Below are 16,486 nucleotides of genomic sequence, written 5' to 3' on the forward strand. Positions count from 1 at the left end.
ACCGTGCCCGGCCGGGGCTGGGATCGGGCTGGGGTCGAGCTGGGGCCGAACAGGGGTGCCCTAAGGTGGGGTTTCGGGCCTTGTGCGGGGGGGTTATGGCAGGGTTGGAGTTCCGGCTGTTCGGCCCTCTCGAGGTGACCGCCGGCGAGCGGGGTGTGCTGGATCTCGGCACGCGCAAGCAGCGTGCTCTGGTGGTGATGCTGGCGCTGGAACCCGGCAGGGTGGTGTCGCTGGACCGGCTGATCGAGGAGTTGTGGGCAGGGGAGCCGCCGGCGGGAGCGACCCGGACCCTGCAGGCGTACATCGCGCATCTGCGCAGGATTCTGGAGCCGGGGCGGCCGCCGCGAACACCGCCGAGCGTCCTGCTGACCCGCGAACCGGGCTACCTGCTGGCCGTCGCGCCGGGGCAGGTCGATCTGTCGCGGTTCGCCGTCTGGACGGAGCAGGGCCGCGAGGCACTGGCCCTCGGTGCGCCCGGGAAGGCCGTCGAGCTCCTCGACAGGGCGCTTGACCTGTGGCGAGGCGATCCTCTGGGAGAGTTCGCCGACCAGGAGTTCGCCCAGCCCGTCATCACCCGGCTGGCCGAGCTGCGCGTCATGGCCCTGGAGCACCGTTTCGAGGCCCGGCTGGCCCTGGGCGAGGACGCGTCCCTCGTCCCCGGTCTGGAGGCGCTGGTCGAGGACGGGCCCTACCGAGAGCGGGCCTGGTCGCTGCTCGTGCTCGCGCTCTACCGGGCCGGCCGGCAGGCCGACGCGCTGGCCGCGCTGCGCAGGGTGCGGGCGCGACTGGCGGCCGATCTCGGGCTGAGCCCCGGCCCCGACCTGCAGGAACTGGAACGAGCGGTGTTCGACCAGGCACCCGGGCTTCGCCTTCCCGCACCCCAGCCGGCCGCCCCCGCCGTCCAGCCCGCCTCGGAGCCGGACGAGGACGGGCTCATCGCACGGTCGGCCCAGCTCGAACTGGTGGAGCGCAGGCTCGGCGAGGCGAGACGCGGCCGCGGGGGCGCCGTCCTGGTGACGGGAGAGGCGGGAATCGGCAAGACCCGGCTCGTCCGCGCCGCCGCCGATCTGGCCGCCGCGCGCGGCTTCCGGGTCGCCTGGGGGCGCTGCGTGGACGGCACCGCACCGGCCTTCTGGCCGTGGGCCCAGATCCTGCGCGAGGCGGGTGACGGCTCCGGGCTGCTGTCCGAGCAGGCGCCCGTCTCGGGACAGGACCCCGACGCGGCACTGTTCGGCCTGTACGAGCAGGTCGTAGCCGTGCTGACGGATGCGCAGGCGCCCTTGGCCGTCGTCCTGGACGACCTGCACTGGGCGGATGTGTCCTCGCTGCGGCTGCTGGATTTCGTCACGGAGGCGGCCGCGCGCCATCGGCTGCTCGTCTTCGCCACCTGCCGCCCAGAACCCGGCGACCCCCCCGACGCGCTCCGCGACACCCTGGCCGCGCTGTCGCGCTCCGGCGAACGGATGGAGCTGCCCCCGTTCACCTCCGGCGACGTGGCGTCCTACCTGCGTACGAAGAACGTCGCCGAAGAGCCGGGCCTGGTCGAGACGCTGGTGGAAAGGACCGGCGGCAACCCCTTCTACCTGGGGGAGGTCCTGCGCCTGCGCCGCAGCGAGAGAGCGGCGGTGCCGAGCGGCGTGCGGGACGTGATCGAACGCCGCGTCGCCAGGCTGCCGGAGGAGACGCGCGCCCTGCTCAGGGCTGCCGCGGTCGCCGGACGCGACATCGGCATCGACCTGCTGGAGACCGTCACCGACGCCGGCGCCGAACACGTGATGGCGGCGCTGGAGCCCGCCGTCGCGACCGGGCTGCTGGTCGAGCCGCCGACCGGAGCCGACTACCGGTTCTCGCACGCCCTCGTCCAGGAGACGCTCTATGCCGGGCTCAGCCGACTGGAACGATCTCGCCTGCATCTGAGGGTGGGAGAGGCCCTGGAACCCGTTCTGCCGGAGTCGGAGTCGGCCACGCTGGCGCACCACTTCGCGCAGGCGGGCCGGTTGGGCGGGGCGGACAAGACGGTGAAGCACGCCGCCCGCGCGGCCGGACACGCGGCCGGCCATCTGGCGCTCACCGAGGCCGTCGACCTCTGGACGCTGGCCCTGTCGGCGCTCCCGCCCGGCCAGGACGGCGAACGGGCTCGCCTCCTCACCGATCGGGGGCAGACCCACCGCGCTGCCGGACGGCCGCAGGACGCGCGCCGCGACTGGGAGGAGGCGATCCGCCTCGCCCGGACGATCGGCGACAGGGAGGCACTGATCCGCGCCGTCACCGCCATCGGCGGACCGTCCCTGTGGAACTGGCGCCCCTACGGCGTCGTCGACGCCGACATGGTCACCCTGATCGAGGACCTGCTGAACGGCCCGCTCGGCGACGCCGACCGCGCCGAGCTCCTGGGCTCCCTCGCCCTGGAGCTCCACTACGGCCCGCGCAGCGCCGAGGGCGAACGCCACGCCGCCGAGGCCGTCGACATCGCCAGGAGGCTCGGGGACACGCCGCTCCTCGCCCGGACGATGAACAACTATCTGCTCGCCGCCTTCCGCCCAGGACGCAACGCCGAACGGCGCGCGGTGGCCGCGGAGCTGGCGAGCCTGCCGGGCCTGCCCGTCAGCGGCGAGGTGATGGCGCGGGTCTTCCTGATGTCCTGCCTGCTGCGTGACGGTGACCTGCCCGGCTGGGACCGCGAGCTGGCCCGCTGCGAGGCGTTGCTGGACGCGGCGCCGCGTCCGGGACTGGAATCCATGGTCCGCATCGCCCAGACCGCTCGCAGCACCCTCGAGGGCAGGTGGGACGAAGCCGAGGAACTGCTCGCCACGTACGGCGACATGAGGTTCGGCTCGACGCTGTGGGGCAGGCCGTTCAGGCGCCTGGTGACCACGTTCACCTGCCGCCGCGCCCAGGGGCGCATCCCCGAGATCCTGGACGAGCTGGTGGCCGCCGCAGGCGAACCGCACCTGGTCCCCCTGCGGCCGGTCGCCGTCCTCGCGGCCGTGGAGGCGGACCGTCATCCCCTGGCCCGCGAACTGATCGAGCGCTGGGGAACCGTCATCCCCGACGACTGGGTCGCCGACTTCCTCCTGCCGGTCTGGGGCCTGGTCGCCGCCCGTCTCGGCACCCCCGGCCCGCGCGACCTCTACGACCGTCTCCTCCCCCACGCCGACCAGTTCGTCGTGGCCGGTATGGGCACCGCGTGCTGGGGCTCCACCCATCTGGTCCTGGCGGAGCTGGCCCGCCGCCTGGACGACGAGGACGCGGCCCGCGCTCACGCCCGCGCCGCCCTGGACGCGCACCGGCGGCACGGGCCGACCTACGGGGAGTCGCGGAGCACCTTGCCGGCCTGAGCCGCAACCCGACCCCGGCTCGCTCCCAGACGGTCTCCGTCGGAGCCATGAGGGACGGGTTTCGGAAGCCGACGGTCGCCGATGGGACGAGCTGATCTTCTGGCCGGCGCGCGGCTGCCGCCGCCGTCAGGTTGCCACGACCGTGGGTCCATGGGCTGCCCAGGGTGGGCGGCCCATGGCCCGTGCGGGTGGTCGGCAGGAGGTCAGCGGCCGTTGCCGGGGTCGGTGAGACCCGCCTTGCGGAGGGCTTCTGCCATGGCGCCCGACGGAGCGGGCCGGTCCTGGCGCTGGCCGCCGCGCTGGCCGCCCTGGCCGGTGCCGCGCTGGCCGCCGTTGCCGCGGCCCCGCTGGTCGTTGTCGCCGCCGCGCCGGCCGCCGTCGCCGCGACCCCGCTGACCCCCCTCGCCGCGACCGCGCTGACCGCCCTGCCCTGAGCCACCCTGCCCTGAGCCGCCCTGCCCTGAGCCGCCCTCGCCTCGGACGCCGTCGCCCCGGGAGCCGTCGCCCCGGCCGCGCTGGCCGTTGGTGTCGCGGCTCTGGCGGGGGCCGCCGCGCTGGCCGCGCCCGTCCGGCGAGGTCTGGGCCGCCTCGTCGTCCAGGCGCAGGGTCAGGGAGATGCGCTTGCGCGGGATGTCCACGTCGAGCACCTTGACCCGGACGATGTCACCCGGCTTCACCACGTCACGCGGGTCCTTGACGAAGGTGCGCGACATGGCGGAGACGTGGACCAGGCCGTCCTGGTGGACCCCGATGTCCACGAACGCGCCGAACGCCGCGACGTTGGTGACCACGCCCTCCAGGATCATCCCGGACACCAGGTCCGAGATCTTCTCGACGCCCTCCTTGAAGGTGGCCGTCTTGAACGCGGGCCGCGGGTCACGGCCGGGCTTCTCGAGCTCGCGGAGGATGTCGGTGACCGTCGGCAGGCCGAAGGTGTCGTCGGTGAACTCCTGCGGCTTGATCGAGCGCAGCACCGCCGTGTTGCCGATCAGCAGCTTGAGATCGGTCCGGGCCGAGCCGAGGATGCGCCGGACCACCGGATAGGCCTCGGGGTGCACGCTGGACGCGTCGAGCGGGTCGTCACCCTCGCGGATGCGCAGGAATCCGGCGCACTGCTCGAACGCCTTCGGCCCGAGCCGGGACACCTCCTTGAGCGCGGTGCGGGTGCGGAACGGGCCGTTGGTGTCGCGGTGTCGCACGATGCTCTCCGCCAGCGTGGCGCCGATGCCGGACACGCGCGTGAGCAGGGGCGCGGAGGCGGTGTTGACGTCGACGCCGACGGCGTTGACGCAGTCTTCCACCACCGCGTCGAGCGAGCGGGACAGCTTGGTCTCGGCCAGGTCGTGCTGGTACTGGCCGACCCCGATGGACTTGGGATCGATCTTGACCAGCTCGGCCAGCGGGTCCTGGAGCCGGCGGGCGATCGAGACCGCGCCGCGCAGGGACACGTCGAGCTCGGGGAGCTCCTGAGAGGCGTAGGCGGAGGCGGAGTAGACCGACGCGCCGGCCTCCGACACCACGATCTTGGTGAGGGACGGCATGTGCTTGACCAGCTCGCCCGCCAGCTTGTCGGTCTCGCGGGAGGCGGTGCCGTTGCCGATCGCGATCAGCTCGACGCCGTGCTTCTGGGCCAGCGCGCCGAGCACGGCCAGCGACTGGTCCCACTGCCGCTTGGGCTCGTGCGGGTAGATGGTGGCCGTGTCGACCACCTTGCCCGTGGCGTCGACCACCGCCACCTTCACGCCGGTGCGCAGACCGGGGTCGAGCCCCATGGTGACGCGCGTGCCCGCCGGGGCGGCCAGCAGCAGGTCGCGCAGGTTGGCGGCGAACACCCGCACCGCCTCGTCCTCGGCCGCCTGCCACAGCCGCATCCGCAGGTCGATGCCCAGGTGCACGAGGATGCGCGTGCGCCAGGCCCAGCGGACCGTCTCGCTCAGCCAGCGGTCGGCGGGCCGGCCCTGGTCGGAGACGCCGAACCGGGAGGCGATGCGCATCTCGTAGTCGGGGCTGTCGTCCGGCTCCAGGGTGACGCTGAGGATCTCTTCCTTCTCCCCCCGGAACATCGCCAGGATGCGGTGCGAGGGCAGCTTCGTGAACGGCTCGGCGAAGTCGAAGTAGTCGGAGAACTTCGCCCCCGCCTCCTCCTTGCCCTCGCGGACCCTGGCCACCAGCCGCCCGCGCTCCCACAACTGCTCGCGCAGCCCGCCGATCAGGTCGGCGTCCTCGGCGAACCGCTCGATGAGGATCGCCCTGGCCCCCTCCAGCGCCGCCCCGGAGTCGGCCACCCCCTCGGTGACGAACCCCTCCGCCACCGCCGCGGGGTCCAGCGACGGGTCGGCGAGCAGCCGGTCGGCGAGCGGCTCCAGGCCGAGCTCGCGCGCGATCTGCGCCTTGGTGCGCCGCTTGGGTTTGTACGGCAGGTAGATGTCCTCAAGACGGGCCTTGGTCTCGGCCGCCATGATCTGGGTGCGCAGCTCGTCGTCGAGCTTGCCCTGGGACTCGATCGACTCCAGGATCGCCGACCGGCGCTCCTCGAGCTCGCGAAGGTAGCGCAGCCTCTCCTCGAGCGTGCGCAGCTGCGCGTCGTCGAGAGCCCCGGTGGCCTCCTTGCGGTATCGGGCGATGAACGGCACCGTGGCGCCGCCGTCGAGCAGCTCGATGGCCGCGAGCACCTGCCCGTCGCGTACGCCGAGCTCTGCGGCGATCCGCTGGTGAATAGAGAGCACTTGCCTGCCTTTCGATGGTCCCGCCGGTCAATTGTGCAGGACCGAGCCGTTCTTCATGACCAGAGTCCGCGACGGGTGAACACGCTCCGCGGGGCGGGCCGGGGCCGCGGACGGACCCCGGCGGCGGACGCGTACGTCGGTCATGCCGGCAACCCTAGAGCCCGGCACCGACGTTTCGGGCCCGTGACCGGGCGGGGCCGCGGGTGTCTTCGCGCGGCGGGGAGCTCCTGGCAACGGTACGGGGCCGATGTCCCGCTATGCCCATAGAAGCTCCGGCGCCGATGCCGGACTGGCGTAACCGCGTGGCATGTGCTTGGTTGTGTCGCCATATGAAGATTGATTTAGGGGATGTTGCCGCTCTTGCCCGGGGATGTGCCGTATTGGGCACCGGAGGCGGCGGAGACGTGCGTACCGGAGCGCTGGCGGCGCGCCGGGCGATCGAGGAGTACGGGGCGGTGCCGCTCGTCCGCCCCGCGGACCTGGCCGGGGACGCGCTGGTCGTGCCGCTGTCCGGCATCGGGGCCCCCACCGTCAGCCACGAGATGATCCACGGCGAGGACGAGCCGCGGCGGATCGCCGAGGAGGTCGAGCGGGTCTTCGGCCGGCCGCCGGACGCGGTCATGTCGTCGGAGATCGGCGGCGCGAACGGCGTGGCGCCCGTCGCCTGGGCCGCGCAGCTCGGGCTGCCGCTGCTGGACGCCGACGGCATGGGGCGGGCCTTCCCCGAGGTGCAGATGGTCTCGATGTACGTGGCGGGGCTGCCGGCCGACCTGGTGATCATGGCGGACGTGGCCGGGAACGTGGTGACCATCCGCCCCGTGGACGGCCTGTGGTCGGAACGGCTGGCCCGGGCGGTGTGCGTGGCGGCCGGCTCGCACGCGCTGATGGCCGACTACGTCCTCACGGCCGAACGGGCGAGGGGCGCGCTGATCGAGGGCACGGTGTCGCGGGCGCTGGCCATCGGCCGGTCCACCGACGCCGCCCCGGACCCGCTCCGGGCGTTGCGGGAAGAGCTGGGCGCCGCCCGGCTGATCAGCGGCAAGCTGACCGACGTGGAACGGCGCACCACCGGCGGGTTCGTCAGGGGCACGGCCACGATCGAGGGCACCGGCGGCGACCGCGGCCGGCGGCTCACCCTGGAGCTCCAGAACGAGAACCTGGTGGCCGTCGAGGACGGCCGGGTCAGGGCCATGGTGCCGGACCTGATCACCGTGGTCGACACCGAGACCGCCGCCGCGATCCAGACCGAGGCGCTGCGCTACGGCCAGCGGGTCACGGTGCTCGCCTGGCCGTGCGGCCCCCTCTGGCGCACCCCCAAGGGGCTGGAGACCGCGGGCCCGCGGGCGTTCGGCTACGACCTGGACTACACCCCCGTCGAGGAGCTGACGACGTGACCGAGGGAGCGCTGCGCGTCGGCGTCGACGTCGGCGGCACGAACACCGACGCCGTCGTGCTCGACGCGGCCGACCGGGTGGTCGCCAAGGCCAAGCGGCCCACCACCCCCGACGTGACCGAAGGGCTGCGGGCCGCGCTGGACGCCGTCCTCGCCGAGGTGGGAACCGCCGCCGGCCGGGTGACGCGGGTCATGCTCGGCACCACCCACGCGACCAACGCCGTCCTGGAACGCCGCAACCTCGGCCGGGTCGCCGTGCTCCGGCTCGGCGCGCCCGCGACCACGTCGGTGCCGCCGCTGTCCGGCTGGCCCGCCGACCTGCGCAGGGCGGTCTCCGCCGGGGAGGCCGTGCTGCCCGGCGGCCACTACGTGGACGGGCGCGAGATCGGCCCGCTCGACCGGGACGCGATCCGCCGCTTCCTGGACGGCGTGACGGCCGACGCCGTGGCGGTGACCGGCGTGTTCAGCCCTGCGGACGGCGGGCACGAGCGGGCGGTCGCGGAGCTGGTGGGGCGGGAGTACGGGCTGCCCGTCTCGCTCAGCCACGAGATCGGCTCGCTCGGGCTGCTCGAACGAGAGAACGCGACCGTGCTCAACGCCGCCCTGTACGGCGTGGCGGCCCACGTGACCGAGGCGCTGGTCACGGCGCTGGCCGAGCGCGGGCTGGCCGCCAGGCCGTACCTCGCCCAGAACGACGGCACGCTCATGACGGTGGAGCACGCGGCGCGGCTGCCGGTGGCGACCATCGGCTCCGGCCCGGCGAACTCCCTGCGCGGCGCGGCGTTCCTGTCCGGCGTGGCCGACGCGATCGTGGCCGACGTGGGCGGGACGTCCACGGACCTCGGCGTGCTGGCCGGCGGATTCCCCAGGGAGTCGGCGGCGGCCGTGGAGATCGGCGGCGTGCTCACCAACTTCCGCATGCCGGACATCCTGGCCATCGCGCTGGGCGGCGGCAGCGTGGTCCGCGAGCACGGCGTCGGACCCGACTCGGTGGGATACCGGATCACCGAGGAGGCGCTGGTGTTCGGCGGCGCCACGGTGACCATGACGGACGCGGCGGTGGCCGCCGGCCGCACGCCTCCCGGGGCGGCGGGCTGGGACGGCGCACCCGCGGCGGACGACCTGACGCGCGACCTCATGCGCGCCGCCGTGTCGCGGGCCGATGCGATGGTGGCCGACGCGGTGGACCGGATGGCGCTGGGCCGCGGCGACCGGCCGCTGGTGGCGGTCGGCGGCGGGGCGTTCCTGCTCGCGCCGCAGATCCCCGGCGTGAGCGGCGTCGTACGCCCGGACCACGCCGAGGTCGCCAACGCCGTGGGCGCCGCGATCGCACTGGCGAGCGGCAGAGTGGATACGATCTTGCCTGCGGGCGAAAGCCGGTCAAAGGCGATCGAAAGGGCCAAGGAAGAGGCCGCGGCGCGAGCCGTCGCCGCGGGTGCCGACGCTGCGCAGGTCGAGATCGTCGACCTGGCCGAGGTGCCCCTGAGCTACCTCGCCGAGCCCGCCGTGCGGGTACACGTCAAGGCCGCCGGACCTCTTGCCCGGTGACGACATAGAGACGACATAGAGACGACATCGAAAGGACCCTCAACCATGCGCTGGCACAAGCGACTGCTCGTCGCCGGAGCCGTCGGCGCCGTTGCCATGGCCGCGTCCGCGTGCGCGGGCGGCCAGGTGCGCGGCGCCGGCGGGACTCCCCCGCCGAGCACCACGACCAGCCAGTCACCGGCGGCGGCCCAGGCCAACGACGCCACCTTCGTCTACGCGCCCAACCTGGACGTGGTCACCGACTGGGACCCGGCGAGCTCGTACTCCAACGAGATCATCGCCATGGCCAACATCTACGAGGGGCTGACGCGCTACAACGCCGAGGCCGGCAAGCCGGAGCCGCGCCTGGCCACCGAGTGGACCTCGGCGGCCGGCGGCAAGGAGTGGACGTTCAAGCTCCGCCAGGGCGTGAAGTTCCACACCGGGGCGCCGATGGACGCCGAGGCCGCCAAGAAGGCCATCGAGCGCACCATCAAGGTCAACGCCGGGGCCGCCTACATCTGGGGCTCGGTCCAGACGATCGAGGCCGTGGACGCCGCGACGCTGAAGTTCACCCTCAAGTACGCCGCCCCGCTCGACCTCGTCGCCTCCTCCGGGTACGCGGCCCACATCTACGACACGTCCGTCGCCGACGAGCTCAAGGACGGCACGAAGGACGCCGGCACCGGCCCGTACACGATCGACACCTGGCAGAAGGGCAAGGAGACCGAGCTCACGCTGAAGGCGTTCGACGACTACTGGGGCGGCTGGAAGCCCGAGCAGTACCGGAAGGTGAGCTTCCGGGTCACGCCGGAGATCACCACCGCCTGGCAGCTCCTGCAGAAGGGCGAGGTCACCTTCGTCCCCCGGCTCAACCCGCAGCTGTTCGAGCAGGCCGGCACGACCGAGGGCGTGCGCATCTCGCAGAAGCCGTCCTTCCAGAACCTCCTGCTGCTGCCCAACACCGCCTCCGGTCCCATGAAGGACGTCAAGATCCGGCAGGCGCTCCAGCTCGCCATCGACTACGACGGCCTGGTCGCGGCCCTGAAGGGCGCCGGGAGCAAAGCCTCCGGTCTGGTGCCCCAGGGTCTGCTCGGCCACGTCTCGGGGATGGAGCCCAAGCAGGACCTCGCCAGGGCGCAGGAACTGCTGAACGCCGCCGGTTACGGTCCCGACCTGGAGGAGCTCAAGCTCACGCTCACCTACGCCCAGGGCGACGAGGACCAGAAGCTGCTGGTCACGCTGCTCAGCTCGACGCTCAAGAAGCTCAACGTGACGCTGCAGGCCAAGCCGATGGCCTGGAACGCCCAGTGGGACCTCGGCAAGAAGCAGGGCCAGGACATCTTCGTCATGTACTGGTATCCGGACTATCCGGACGCCTACTCGTGGTTCCTCAACGTCTTCAGGAGCGCGGACAAGCCGCAGTTCAACCTGTCGTACCTGAAGAACCCCGGCATCGACCGGGCCATCGACGCGCTGCCGCAGCTCACGGCCACCGACGTGCTCGCCGCCGACCGGGCCTACGCCGACCTGCAGAAGAAGATCCTGCAGGATGAGGCGGCCGTGGCGGTGCCGTACGTGCAGACCTACCAGCGCGCGCTGTCGGCGGGCGTCGAGGGGTACGCCGACAACCCCGCCTATCCCAACGTGGTCTTCTTCCACGACCTCAAGCCCGCCGGCTGAGGCGGGCAGGTCATGCCGCGTCACGTGGCCCGCCGGCTCGGCCAGGCTCTCCTGGTCGTGGCCGGCGTGGTCGGCCTCACCTTCGTCGTCACGCGGATGGTGCCGGGCGATCCGGCGGTGGCGTTCGCCGGGCCCAAGGCCACGCCCGAGCAGCTCGCGCAGGCACGGGAGCGGTTCGGGCTGGACGACCCGCTGCCGGCCCAGCTCTGGAACTACCTCAGGGACCTGGTGACCGGCGACTGGGGCACCAGCCTGCGCACCCGGCAGGCCGTGCTCGACGACCTGTACGTGGCGTTCCCGGCCTCGCTGGAGCTGGTCGGCACGGCGCTGCTCGGCGCCGTGGTGGTGGGCATCCCGGTCGGAGTCCTGGCCGCCCGCTACAAGGGGAAATTTCCAGATATTGGGGTGCGGGTGACGAGCATGCTGGCCGTCTCCGTTCCGGTGTTCTGGCTGGCCCTGGCCTTGCAGACGGTCTTCGCCGGCCACCTCGACCTGCTGCCGGTCGCCGGTGAGTACGACCCCGCGCTCGACACCACGAGCCCGCTCACGCTCTGGACCAACATCACCGTCGTGGACGCCCTCATCACCGGCAACTGGCCCATCTTCACCAGCACCCTGGAGCACCTGGTGCTGCCCGCCCTCGTCGTGGCCGCGTACCCGACCGGAGTGATCGCGCAGATGACCCGGGCGGCGCTGATCGAGGAGTCGGGACAGGACCACGCGCGCATGGAGCGGGCGCTCGGCTTCGGCGAGACGGCCATCCTGACCAGGTTCGCGCTGCGCCCGGCGCTCAACCCCGTGCTGTCGCTCATCGCCCTGGTCTTCGCCTACGCGATCGTGAACGGCTTCCTGGTGGAGGCGGTCTTCAACTGGCCGGGCCTCGGCAGGTACGCCGTCGAGTCGATCCGCCACCTGGACACGCCGGCCATCGCGGGCGTCACGCTGCTGGTGGCGCTCGTGTACGTGCTCGCCAACCTGGTGGTGGACCTGCTCCAGGGGGTCGTGGACCCCCGGGCGGACCCGAGGGCGAGGCCGCGGTGAGAGACCGGCTGGCCGTGCTCGGCGCGGCGCTCATCGTGGTCGTCGTGCTGGCCGCCGTCTTCGCGCCCTGGCTGGCGCCGTACCCGCCCGACGAGCCGGACCCGGTCAACGCGCTGCTGCCGCCCAGCCCCGCGCACTGGTTCGGCACCGACACGGCGGGCCGCGACGTGCTCACGCGGGTCCTGTACGGCGGGCGGACGTCGCTGTTCATCGCCGCTGCCGTGCTCGGCGTGGCGGCCACCGCCGGCGTCCTGCTCGGCGTGGTCGCCGGGTACGCCGGGGGCTGGGTCAGGGACGTGATCATGCGGGTGACGGACGTGTTCCTGGCGTTCCCGGCGCTGCTGCTGTCGCTGGCGCTGGCCGTGGTGCTGCAGCCGGGCGTGACCACCGTGATCGTGGCCATCGCGGTCACCTGGTGGCCCTGGTACGCGCGCCTGGCGGCCTCCGTCGCCGCCTCGGTCGCCACCCGTCCCTACGTGGACGCCGCCCGCTGCCTGGGCGTCCCGGCGCCGCTGATCGTGCTGCGGCACGTCCTGCCGAACTCCCTCACCCCCGTGCTGGTCCAGCTCTCCATGGACGCGGGCGGGGTGATCCTGACCGCGGCGGCGCTGTCGTACCTGGGGCTGGGCGCGCAGGAGCCGACCGCGGAGTGGGGGCTGATGGTGCAGCAGAGCCAGACCTTGTTCACGACGAACTGGTGGGTCGTCACCTTCCCCGGGCTGGCGATCATGGTGACGGCGTTCGCGTTCAACCTCCTCGGCGAGGGACTGCGCGACGCGCTCGATCCGCGCAGGGTGGTGGTCAGGTGATCGAGGTGCGCGACCTTCAGGTGAGCTACGGCGAGCGGACCGTCGCCCGCGTCCCCGAGCTGGACGTGCGGGCGGGGGAATGCGTGGCGATCGTGGGGGAAAGCGGGTCGGGCAAGTCGACCACCCTGCTGTCGCTGCTGGGCCTGACCGAGGGCGCCCGCGTCTCGGGCAGCGTGCGCGTCTGCGGCGTGGACGTGCTGCGGGCCCCCGAGCGGCGGCTGCGTGAGCTGCGGGGCGCGCGGGTGGCGCTGGTCATGCAGTCGCCGCAGGCCGCACTCAACCCCACCACCCGCCTCGGCGTGCTCATGCGGCGCGCGCTCAGGCTGCACGGCGTGGCGGCGGGCGAGCGGGCCCTGGCGGCGGTCTGCGCGCGGGCCGCCGAGGCGGTCATGCTGGACCCGGCGATCCTGCGCCGCTACCCGCACGAGATCTCGGGCGGGCAGGCGCAGCGGTTCGCGATCGCGCTGGCCATCGCACTCGGCGCGCAGGTGATCCTGGCCGACGAGCCCACCAGCGCCCTCGACGTGACCGTGCAGGCCGAGGTGGTCGGGGTGCTGCGGCGGCTGCGCGAGGAGCGGGGGCTGGCGCTGCTGCTGGTCTCGCACGACCTCGCCCTGGTCTCCACGATCGCCGACCGGGTGCTCGTCATGAGGGAGGGCGAGGTCGTGGAGGCCGGCCCGGCCGCCGAGGTGCTGGCGCGGCCGTCCCACCCGTACACGCGCGAACTGCTGGAGGCGCTGCCGTGACCCTGCTCAGGGCCGAGGAGGTGACGCTCGGGTACGGCCGCACGCCCGTCGTCCGCGACGTCACCCTCGACATCACCGGAGGCGGGGTCGGCCTGATCGGCGAGAGCGGGTCGGGCAAGACCACGCTGGCGCGGGCGTTCCTCGGCCTCCTCACCCCCGTGTCAGGAAACATCTGGTACGGCGACCAGAACCTGAGAAAAGCTGACATGAGGCGCTTCCGCAGGGAGGTGCAGCCCGTCTTCCAGGCCGAGTCGCTCGACCCGCGGATGCGCGTCGGCGCGTCGATCGCCGAGGGCCTGCCCAGAGGCGCCCGCGACCGCGTCCCGCAGCTGCTGGAACGGGTCGGGCTGGCGGCCGGCCTGGCCGGCAGGAGGCCGCACGAGCTCTCCGGCGGGCAGCGCCAGCGCGTGGTGATCGCCCGCGCGCTGGCGGTGGAACCCCGGCTGCTGATCCTGGACGAGCCCACCAGCGCCCTCGACGTGACCGTGCAGGCCAGGATCCTCGACCTGCTGGCCGGGCTCGGCACCGAGCGGCTGCTCATCACGCACGACCTGGCCGTGGTGGGCCGGCTCTGCCGCACCGCGCACGTGCTGTTCGCCGGACGTGTCGTGGAGTCGGGTCCCACCGCCGAGTTGCTCGCGCGGCCGGCCCACCCGTACACGCTCGCGCTGCGCGACGCCGTGCCGAAGCTGGGAGGGGAGCCGCCTCGGGCCCGCGGCCGCACCGAGGCGCGGGCGGCGGGGACCGGGTGCCCGTTCCGGTCGCGCTGCCCGATGGCCGTACCGGAGTGCGAGCGGGCGCCCGAGCTGCGCGACCTGGGAGATGAGCGCCGGGTGGCCTGCCACCGCGCGGCGGACCTGACCGCCTGACCGCCTGGCCGGGGCCCGGCGGCGGGCGGGCCGCCACCGGGTCACAGCCGGGGTCACAGGGCCTTGAGGCCGCTGATCACCTCCAGCAGCACGCTGGCGGACGGCGCGGGCGGCGGCAGCTCCACCTGGACGAGCTGCTGCTGGTGCAGGTCGCCGACCAGCACCCGGACCACGCCGATGGGCAGGTTGAGCTCGGCCGCCACATCGACGAGCCGGGTCGGCGTGGTGCACTTCTGCAGGATGATCAGGTGTTCGGGGCCGAGCCCGACGGGCGGGGTGAGGCCGCCGGCCGTGATGATCACCGCGATGAGGTCGATGGCCTCGCTCGCGGGCACGGTCCGGCCCTTGGTCAGCAGATAGGCCGGGACGATCGGACCGGCGTCCTCGTCCAGCCAGCGCTCGTCACTCACCCTGCACCACCCGCATCGGACGGACGGGTTCCTTCGGACGGTCCTCCGGCTCGGCCGGCGGATCGCTCACGTGTTCTGCCGGGATCAGCACGATGGCAGTGGTCCCTCCATATGGTGAACCGCGCAGTGTCACGCGGATGTCATGCCTGGCGGCCAGGCGGGAGACGACGAAGAGGCCGAGCCGATCGCTGTCGGCCAGGTCGAACTCCGGCGGGCTGGCCAGCCGCTCGTTGAGGCCGGCCAGTTCCTCGGCGCCTATCCCGAGACCGCGGTCCTCCACCTCGAAGGCGAAGCCGCGGGCCGTCTCCTCGCCGCGCACCTGGACCGGGGTGTGCGGCGGCGAGTAGACGGTGGCGTTCTCGATCAACTCGGCTATCAGGTGTATCACGTCACCGACGACCGGGCCGGCCAGGCGCTGGCCGGGCATCGGCTCGACGATGACCCGCTGGTAGTCCTCGACCTCGGCCGACGCGCCCCGGGCCACGTCGAGCATCGGCACGGGCTTGCTCCAGCCGCGGCCCGGCGTCGCGCCCGACAGGATGATCAGGCCCTCCGCGTGGCGCCGCATGCGGGTGGTCAGGTGGTCCAGCCGGAACAGGTCGTCCAGGGCCTCCGGGTCGGTGGCCCGGTGCTGCATGTCCTCCAGTTGGATGCGCTGGCGGTGCAGCAGGGTCTGGCTGCGCCGCGCCAGGTTGCGGAAGACGTGGCCGACGCCCTCGCGCAGCTGCGCCTGGCCGACCGCCGCCTCCACGGCCGTCTGCTGGACGGTCGAGAAGGCCTGCCCCACGTCGCCGATCTCGGCGGTGGTGGTGGCCACCGACAGCTCGGGCACCTCGACCGTCTCCCCCCGGCGCAGCTTCTCCACGACCTGCGGCAGCCGCTTGGTGGCCACCTCCAGCGCGGCCTCGCGCAGCGCCCCCAGTTCCTTCGACAACCGGGTGCCCATCCGCAGCGAGAACACGATCGACACGATCACCAGCACGAAACAGGTGCCGGCCAGCACGAACGCCCGCCACAGCACCGCGTCGGCCACCGGCTCCGCCCGCTCGGTGAGCAGCGCGCCGGCCTGCGCCTGCGCCTCCTGGAACGAGGTGTTGAACGCCTCGCTCGCCGGCAGCCACGACCGTGGCGCGCCGCCGGCGATGATCTGGTCCTCCATCAGCCGCAGCCGCTGGTAACCGGGCGAGGTGATCAGCGAGACCTGGGCCTCGCGCAGTCCCGGGTCCAGCTCGCCCAGCGCCTGGTCGACGAGGAAGCGCCGGTTGCCGACGAGCTGAGTGAACAGGCGGCGCTCGGGGGCCGTGGTCGGCCCGGCGGCGATGGCCTGCTCGCGGCTCAGCAGCTCCCGGGCGTACCCGAGGTCGATGACGACACGCGACTGCTCGTACAGGGGGATGTCGTCGATGAACGCGACACGCTTGTGCAGGCCGAACAGCGCGTCGGTGATCGCGTTGTACGCCTCGATCACCTGCAGCCGGCCGGACAGGCCCGTGTCGATGTCACCCCTGATGGCATCCAGCCTGTGCACCTGCGTCAGCACCACGTCGACCTGCGTGCGGATCGCCTCCGAGGTGTGCATCGAACGGGCGGACAGTTGCCTGAACCGCTCGTCGGCCGCGTCGGTGCGGGCGCGCTGGGCGGCGAGGTTCTGCACGACGGTGGTGCTCTTGTCGCGCAGCAGTTTCACCGAGACCAGTCGCTCGCGCTGGAGCTCGGTGGTGAGCTGGTCGGCGGGGTGACGGAGGTTCGTCCAGAGCGTCTTGTACTGCCGCAACTCCAAGCTCTCGCTCGCCGTGACGGCGGTGATGACACCCCACAACACCACCATCGAGGCGAGCGGAACCAGCAGCAGGCCGATGATCTTCAGGCGGATCGTGCGGCTGCGACCCATGGCACCTCTTCCGGTCGGTCCCCTGCTGGTGAACCCCGGACGGGACAACGCAC

At 72.9% G+C, this 16,486-nt stretch carries 11 protein-coding genes; 8 read left to right on the forward strand and 3 right to left on the reverse strand.

The window, feature by feature from the left end:
- The first annotated feature begins 95 nt into the window (after positions 1-95).
- Positions 96-3,338: an ATP-binding protein gene (locus FHU36_RS31400; RefSeq protein ID WP_185087352.1), complete on the forward strand. Its 3,243-nt coding sequence runs from the start codon at positions 96-98 to the stop codon at positions 3,336-3,338.
- Positions 3,339-3,541: 203 nt separating this feature from the next.
- Here FHU36_RS31400 and FHU36_RS31405 read toward each other — a convergent pair whose 3' ends face one another.
- A complete protein-coding gene (locus FHU36_RS31405) occupies positions 3,542-6,064 on the reverse strand; it encodes a Tex family protein (protein ID WP_185087353.1) in 2,523 nt (840 codons plus the stop codon).
- A 329-nt stretch (positions 6,065-6,393) separates the two neighbouring features.
- Between FHU36_RS31405 and FHU36_RS31410 the strand changes: the two genes are divergently transcribed.
- The 7 genes from FHU36_RS31410 to FHU36_RS31440 are packed head-to-tail and all read left to right on the forward strand — an operon-like array spanning position 6,394 to position 14,132.
- On the forward strand, positions 6,394-7,458 hold the full coding sequence (locus FHU36_RS31410) for an S-methyl thiohydantoin desulfurase family protein (protein ID WP_185087354.1): 1,065 nt from the start codon (positions 6,394-6,396) through the stop codon (positions 7,456-7,458).
- Positions 7,455-9,005 (forward strand): hydantoinase/oxoprolinase N-terminal domain-containing protein, encoded by a 1,551-nt coding sequence (locus FHU36_RS31415; RefSeq protein ID WP_185087355.1) that lies wholly within the window; start codon positions 7,455-7,457, stop codon positions 9,003-9,005. Before FHU36_RS31410 ends, FHU36_RS31415 begins: the two co-directional genes overlap by 4 nt.
- A 45-nt stretch (positions 9,006-9,050) precedes the next feature.
- Positions 9,051-10,667: an ABC transporter substrate-binding protein gene (locus FHU36_RS31420; RefSeq protein ID WP_185087356.1), complete on the forward strand. Its 1,617-nt coding sequence runs from the start codon at positions 9,051-9,053 to the stop codon at positions 10,665-10,667.
- 12 nt (positions 10,668-10,679) lie between these two features.
- Positions 10,680-11,708 carry an ABC transporter permease gene (locus FHU36_RS31425; protein ID WP_185087357.1) on the forward strand — a complete coding sequence of 343 codons (1,029 nt, stop codon included), beginning with the start codon at positions 10,680-10,682 and terminating at the stop codon, positions 11,706-11,708.
- On the forward strand, positions 11,705-12,517 hold the full coding sequence (locus tag FHU36_RS31430; protein WP_185087358.1) for an ABC transporter permease: 813 nt from the start codon (positions 11,705-11,707) through the stop codon (positions 12,515-12,517). Before FHU36_RS31425 ends, FHU36_RS31430 begins: the two co-directional genes overlap by 4 nt.
- The gene (locus tag FHU36_RS31435; protein ID WP_185087359.1) at positions 12,514-13,263 is read left to right on the forward strand and encodes an ATP-binding cassette domain-containing protein; all 750 of its coding nucleotides are present in this window, start codon (positions 12,514-12,516) and stop codon (positions 13,261-13,263) included. Before FHU36_RS31430 ends, FHU36_RS31435 begins: the two co-directional genes overlap by 4 nt.
- The gene (locus FHU36_RS31440) at positions 13,260-14,132 is read left to right on the forward strand and encodes an ABC transporter ATP-binding protein (protein WP_185087360.1); all 873 of its coding nucleotides are present in this window, start codon (positions 13,260-13,262) and stop codon (positions 14,130-14,132) included. Before FHU36_RS31435 ends, FHU36_RS31440 begins: the two co-directional genes overlap by 4 nt.
- Before the next feature lie 53 nt (positions 14,133-14,185).
- Here the strand turns inward: FHU36_RS31440 and FHU36_RS31445 are convergent, their stop codons facing one another.
- Complete coding sequence (locus FHU36_RS31445) at positions 14,186-14,542, reverse strand: DUF742 domain-containing protein (RefSeq protein WP_101787211.1); 357 nt, start codon at positions 14,540-14,542, stop codon at positions 14,186-14,188.
- Positions 14,535-16,433, reverse strand: a complete 1,899-nt coding sequence (locus FHU36_RS45940) for a sensor histidine kinase (protein WP_281394363.1) — start codon at positions 16,431-16,433, stop codon at positions 14,535-14,537. Before FHU36_RS45940 ends, FHU36_RS31445 begins: the two co-directional genes overlap by 8 nt.
- Positions 16,434-16,486: the final 53 nt, after the last annotated feature.

This window comes from Nonomuraea muscovyensis, from assembly GCF_014207745.1.
Classification (GTDB): domain Bacteria; phylum Actinomycetota; class Actinomycetes; order Streptosporangiales; family Streptosporangiaceae; genus Nonomuraea; species Nonomuraea muscovyensis.

Excerpts from the sequence above, each read along its gene's own strand:
- FHU36_RS31400 (WP_185087352.1), top strand. The coding sequence starts at position 96 with ATGGCAGGGTTGGAGTTCCGGCTGTTCGGCCCTCTCGAGGTGACCGCC.
- FHU36_RS31420 (WP_185087356.1), top strand. The coding sequence starts at position 9,051 with ATGCGCTGGCACAAGCGACTGCTCGTCGCCGGAGCCGTCGGCGCCGTT.
- FHU36_RS31410 (WP_185087354.1), top strand. The coding sequence starts at position 6,394 with ATGAAGATTGATTTAGGGGATGTTGCCGCTCTTGCCCGGGGATGTGCC.
- FHU36_RS31425 (WP_185087357.1), top strand. The coding sequence starts at position 10,680 with ATGCCGCGTCACGTGGCCCGCCGGCTCGGCCAGGCTCTCCTGGTCGTG.
- FHU36_RS45940 (WP_281394363.1), bottom strand. The coding sequence starts at position 16,433 with ATGGGTCGCAGCCGCACGATCCGCCTGAAGATCATCGGCCTGCTGCTG.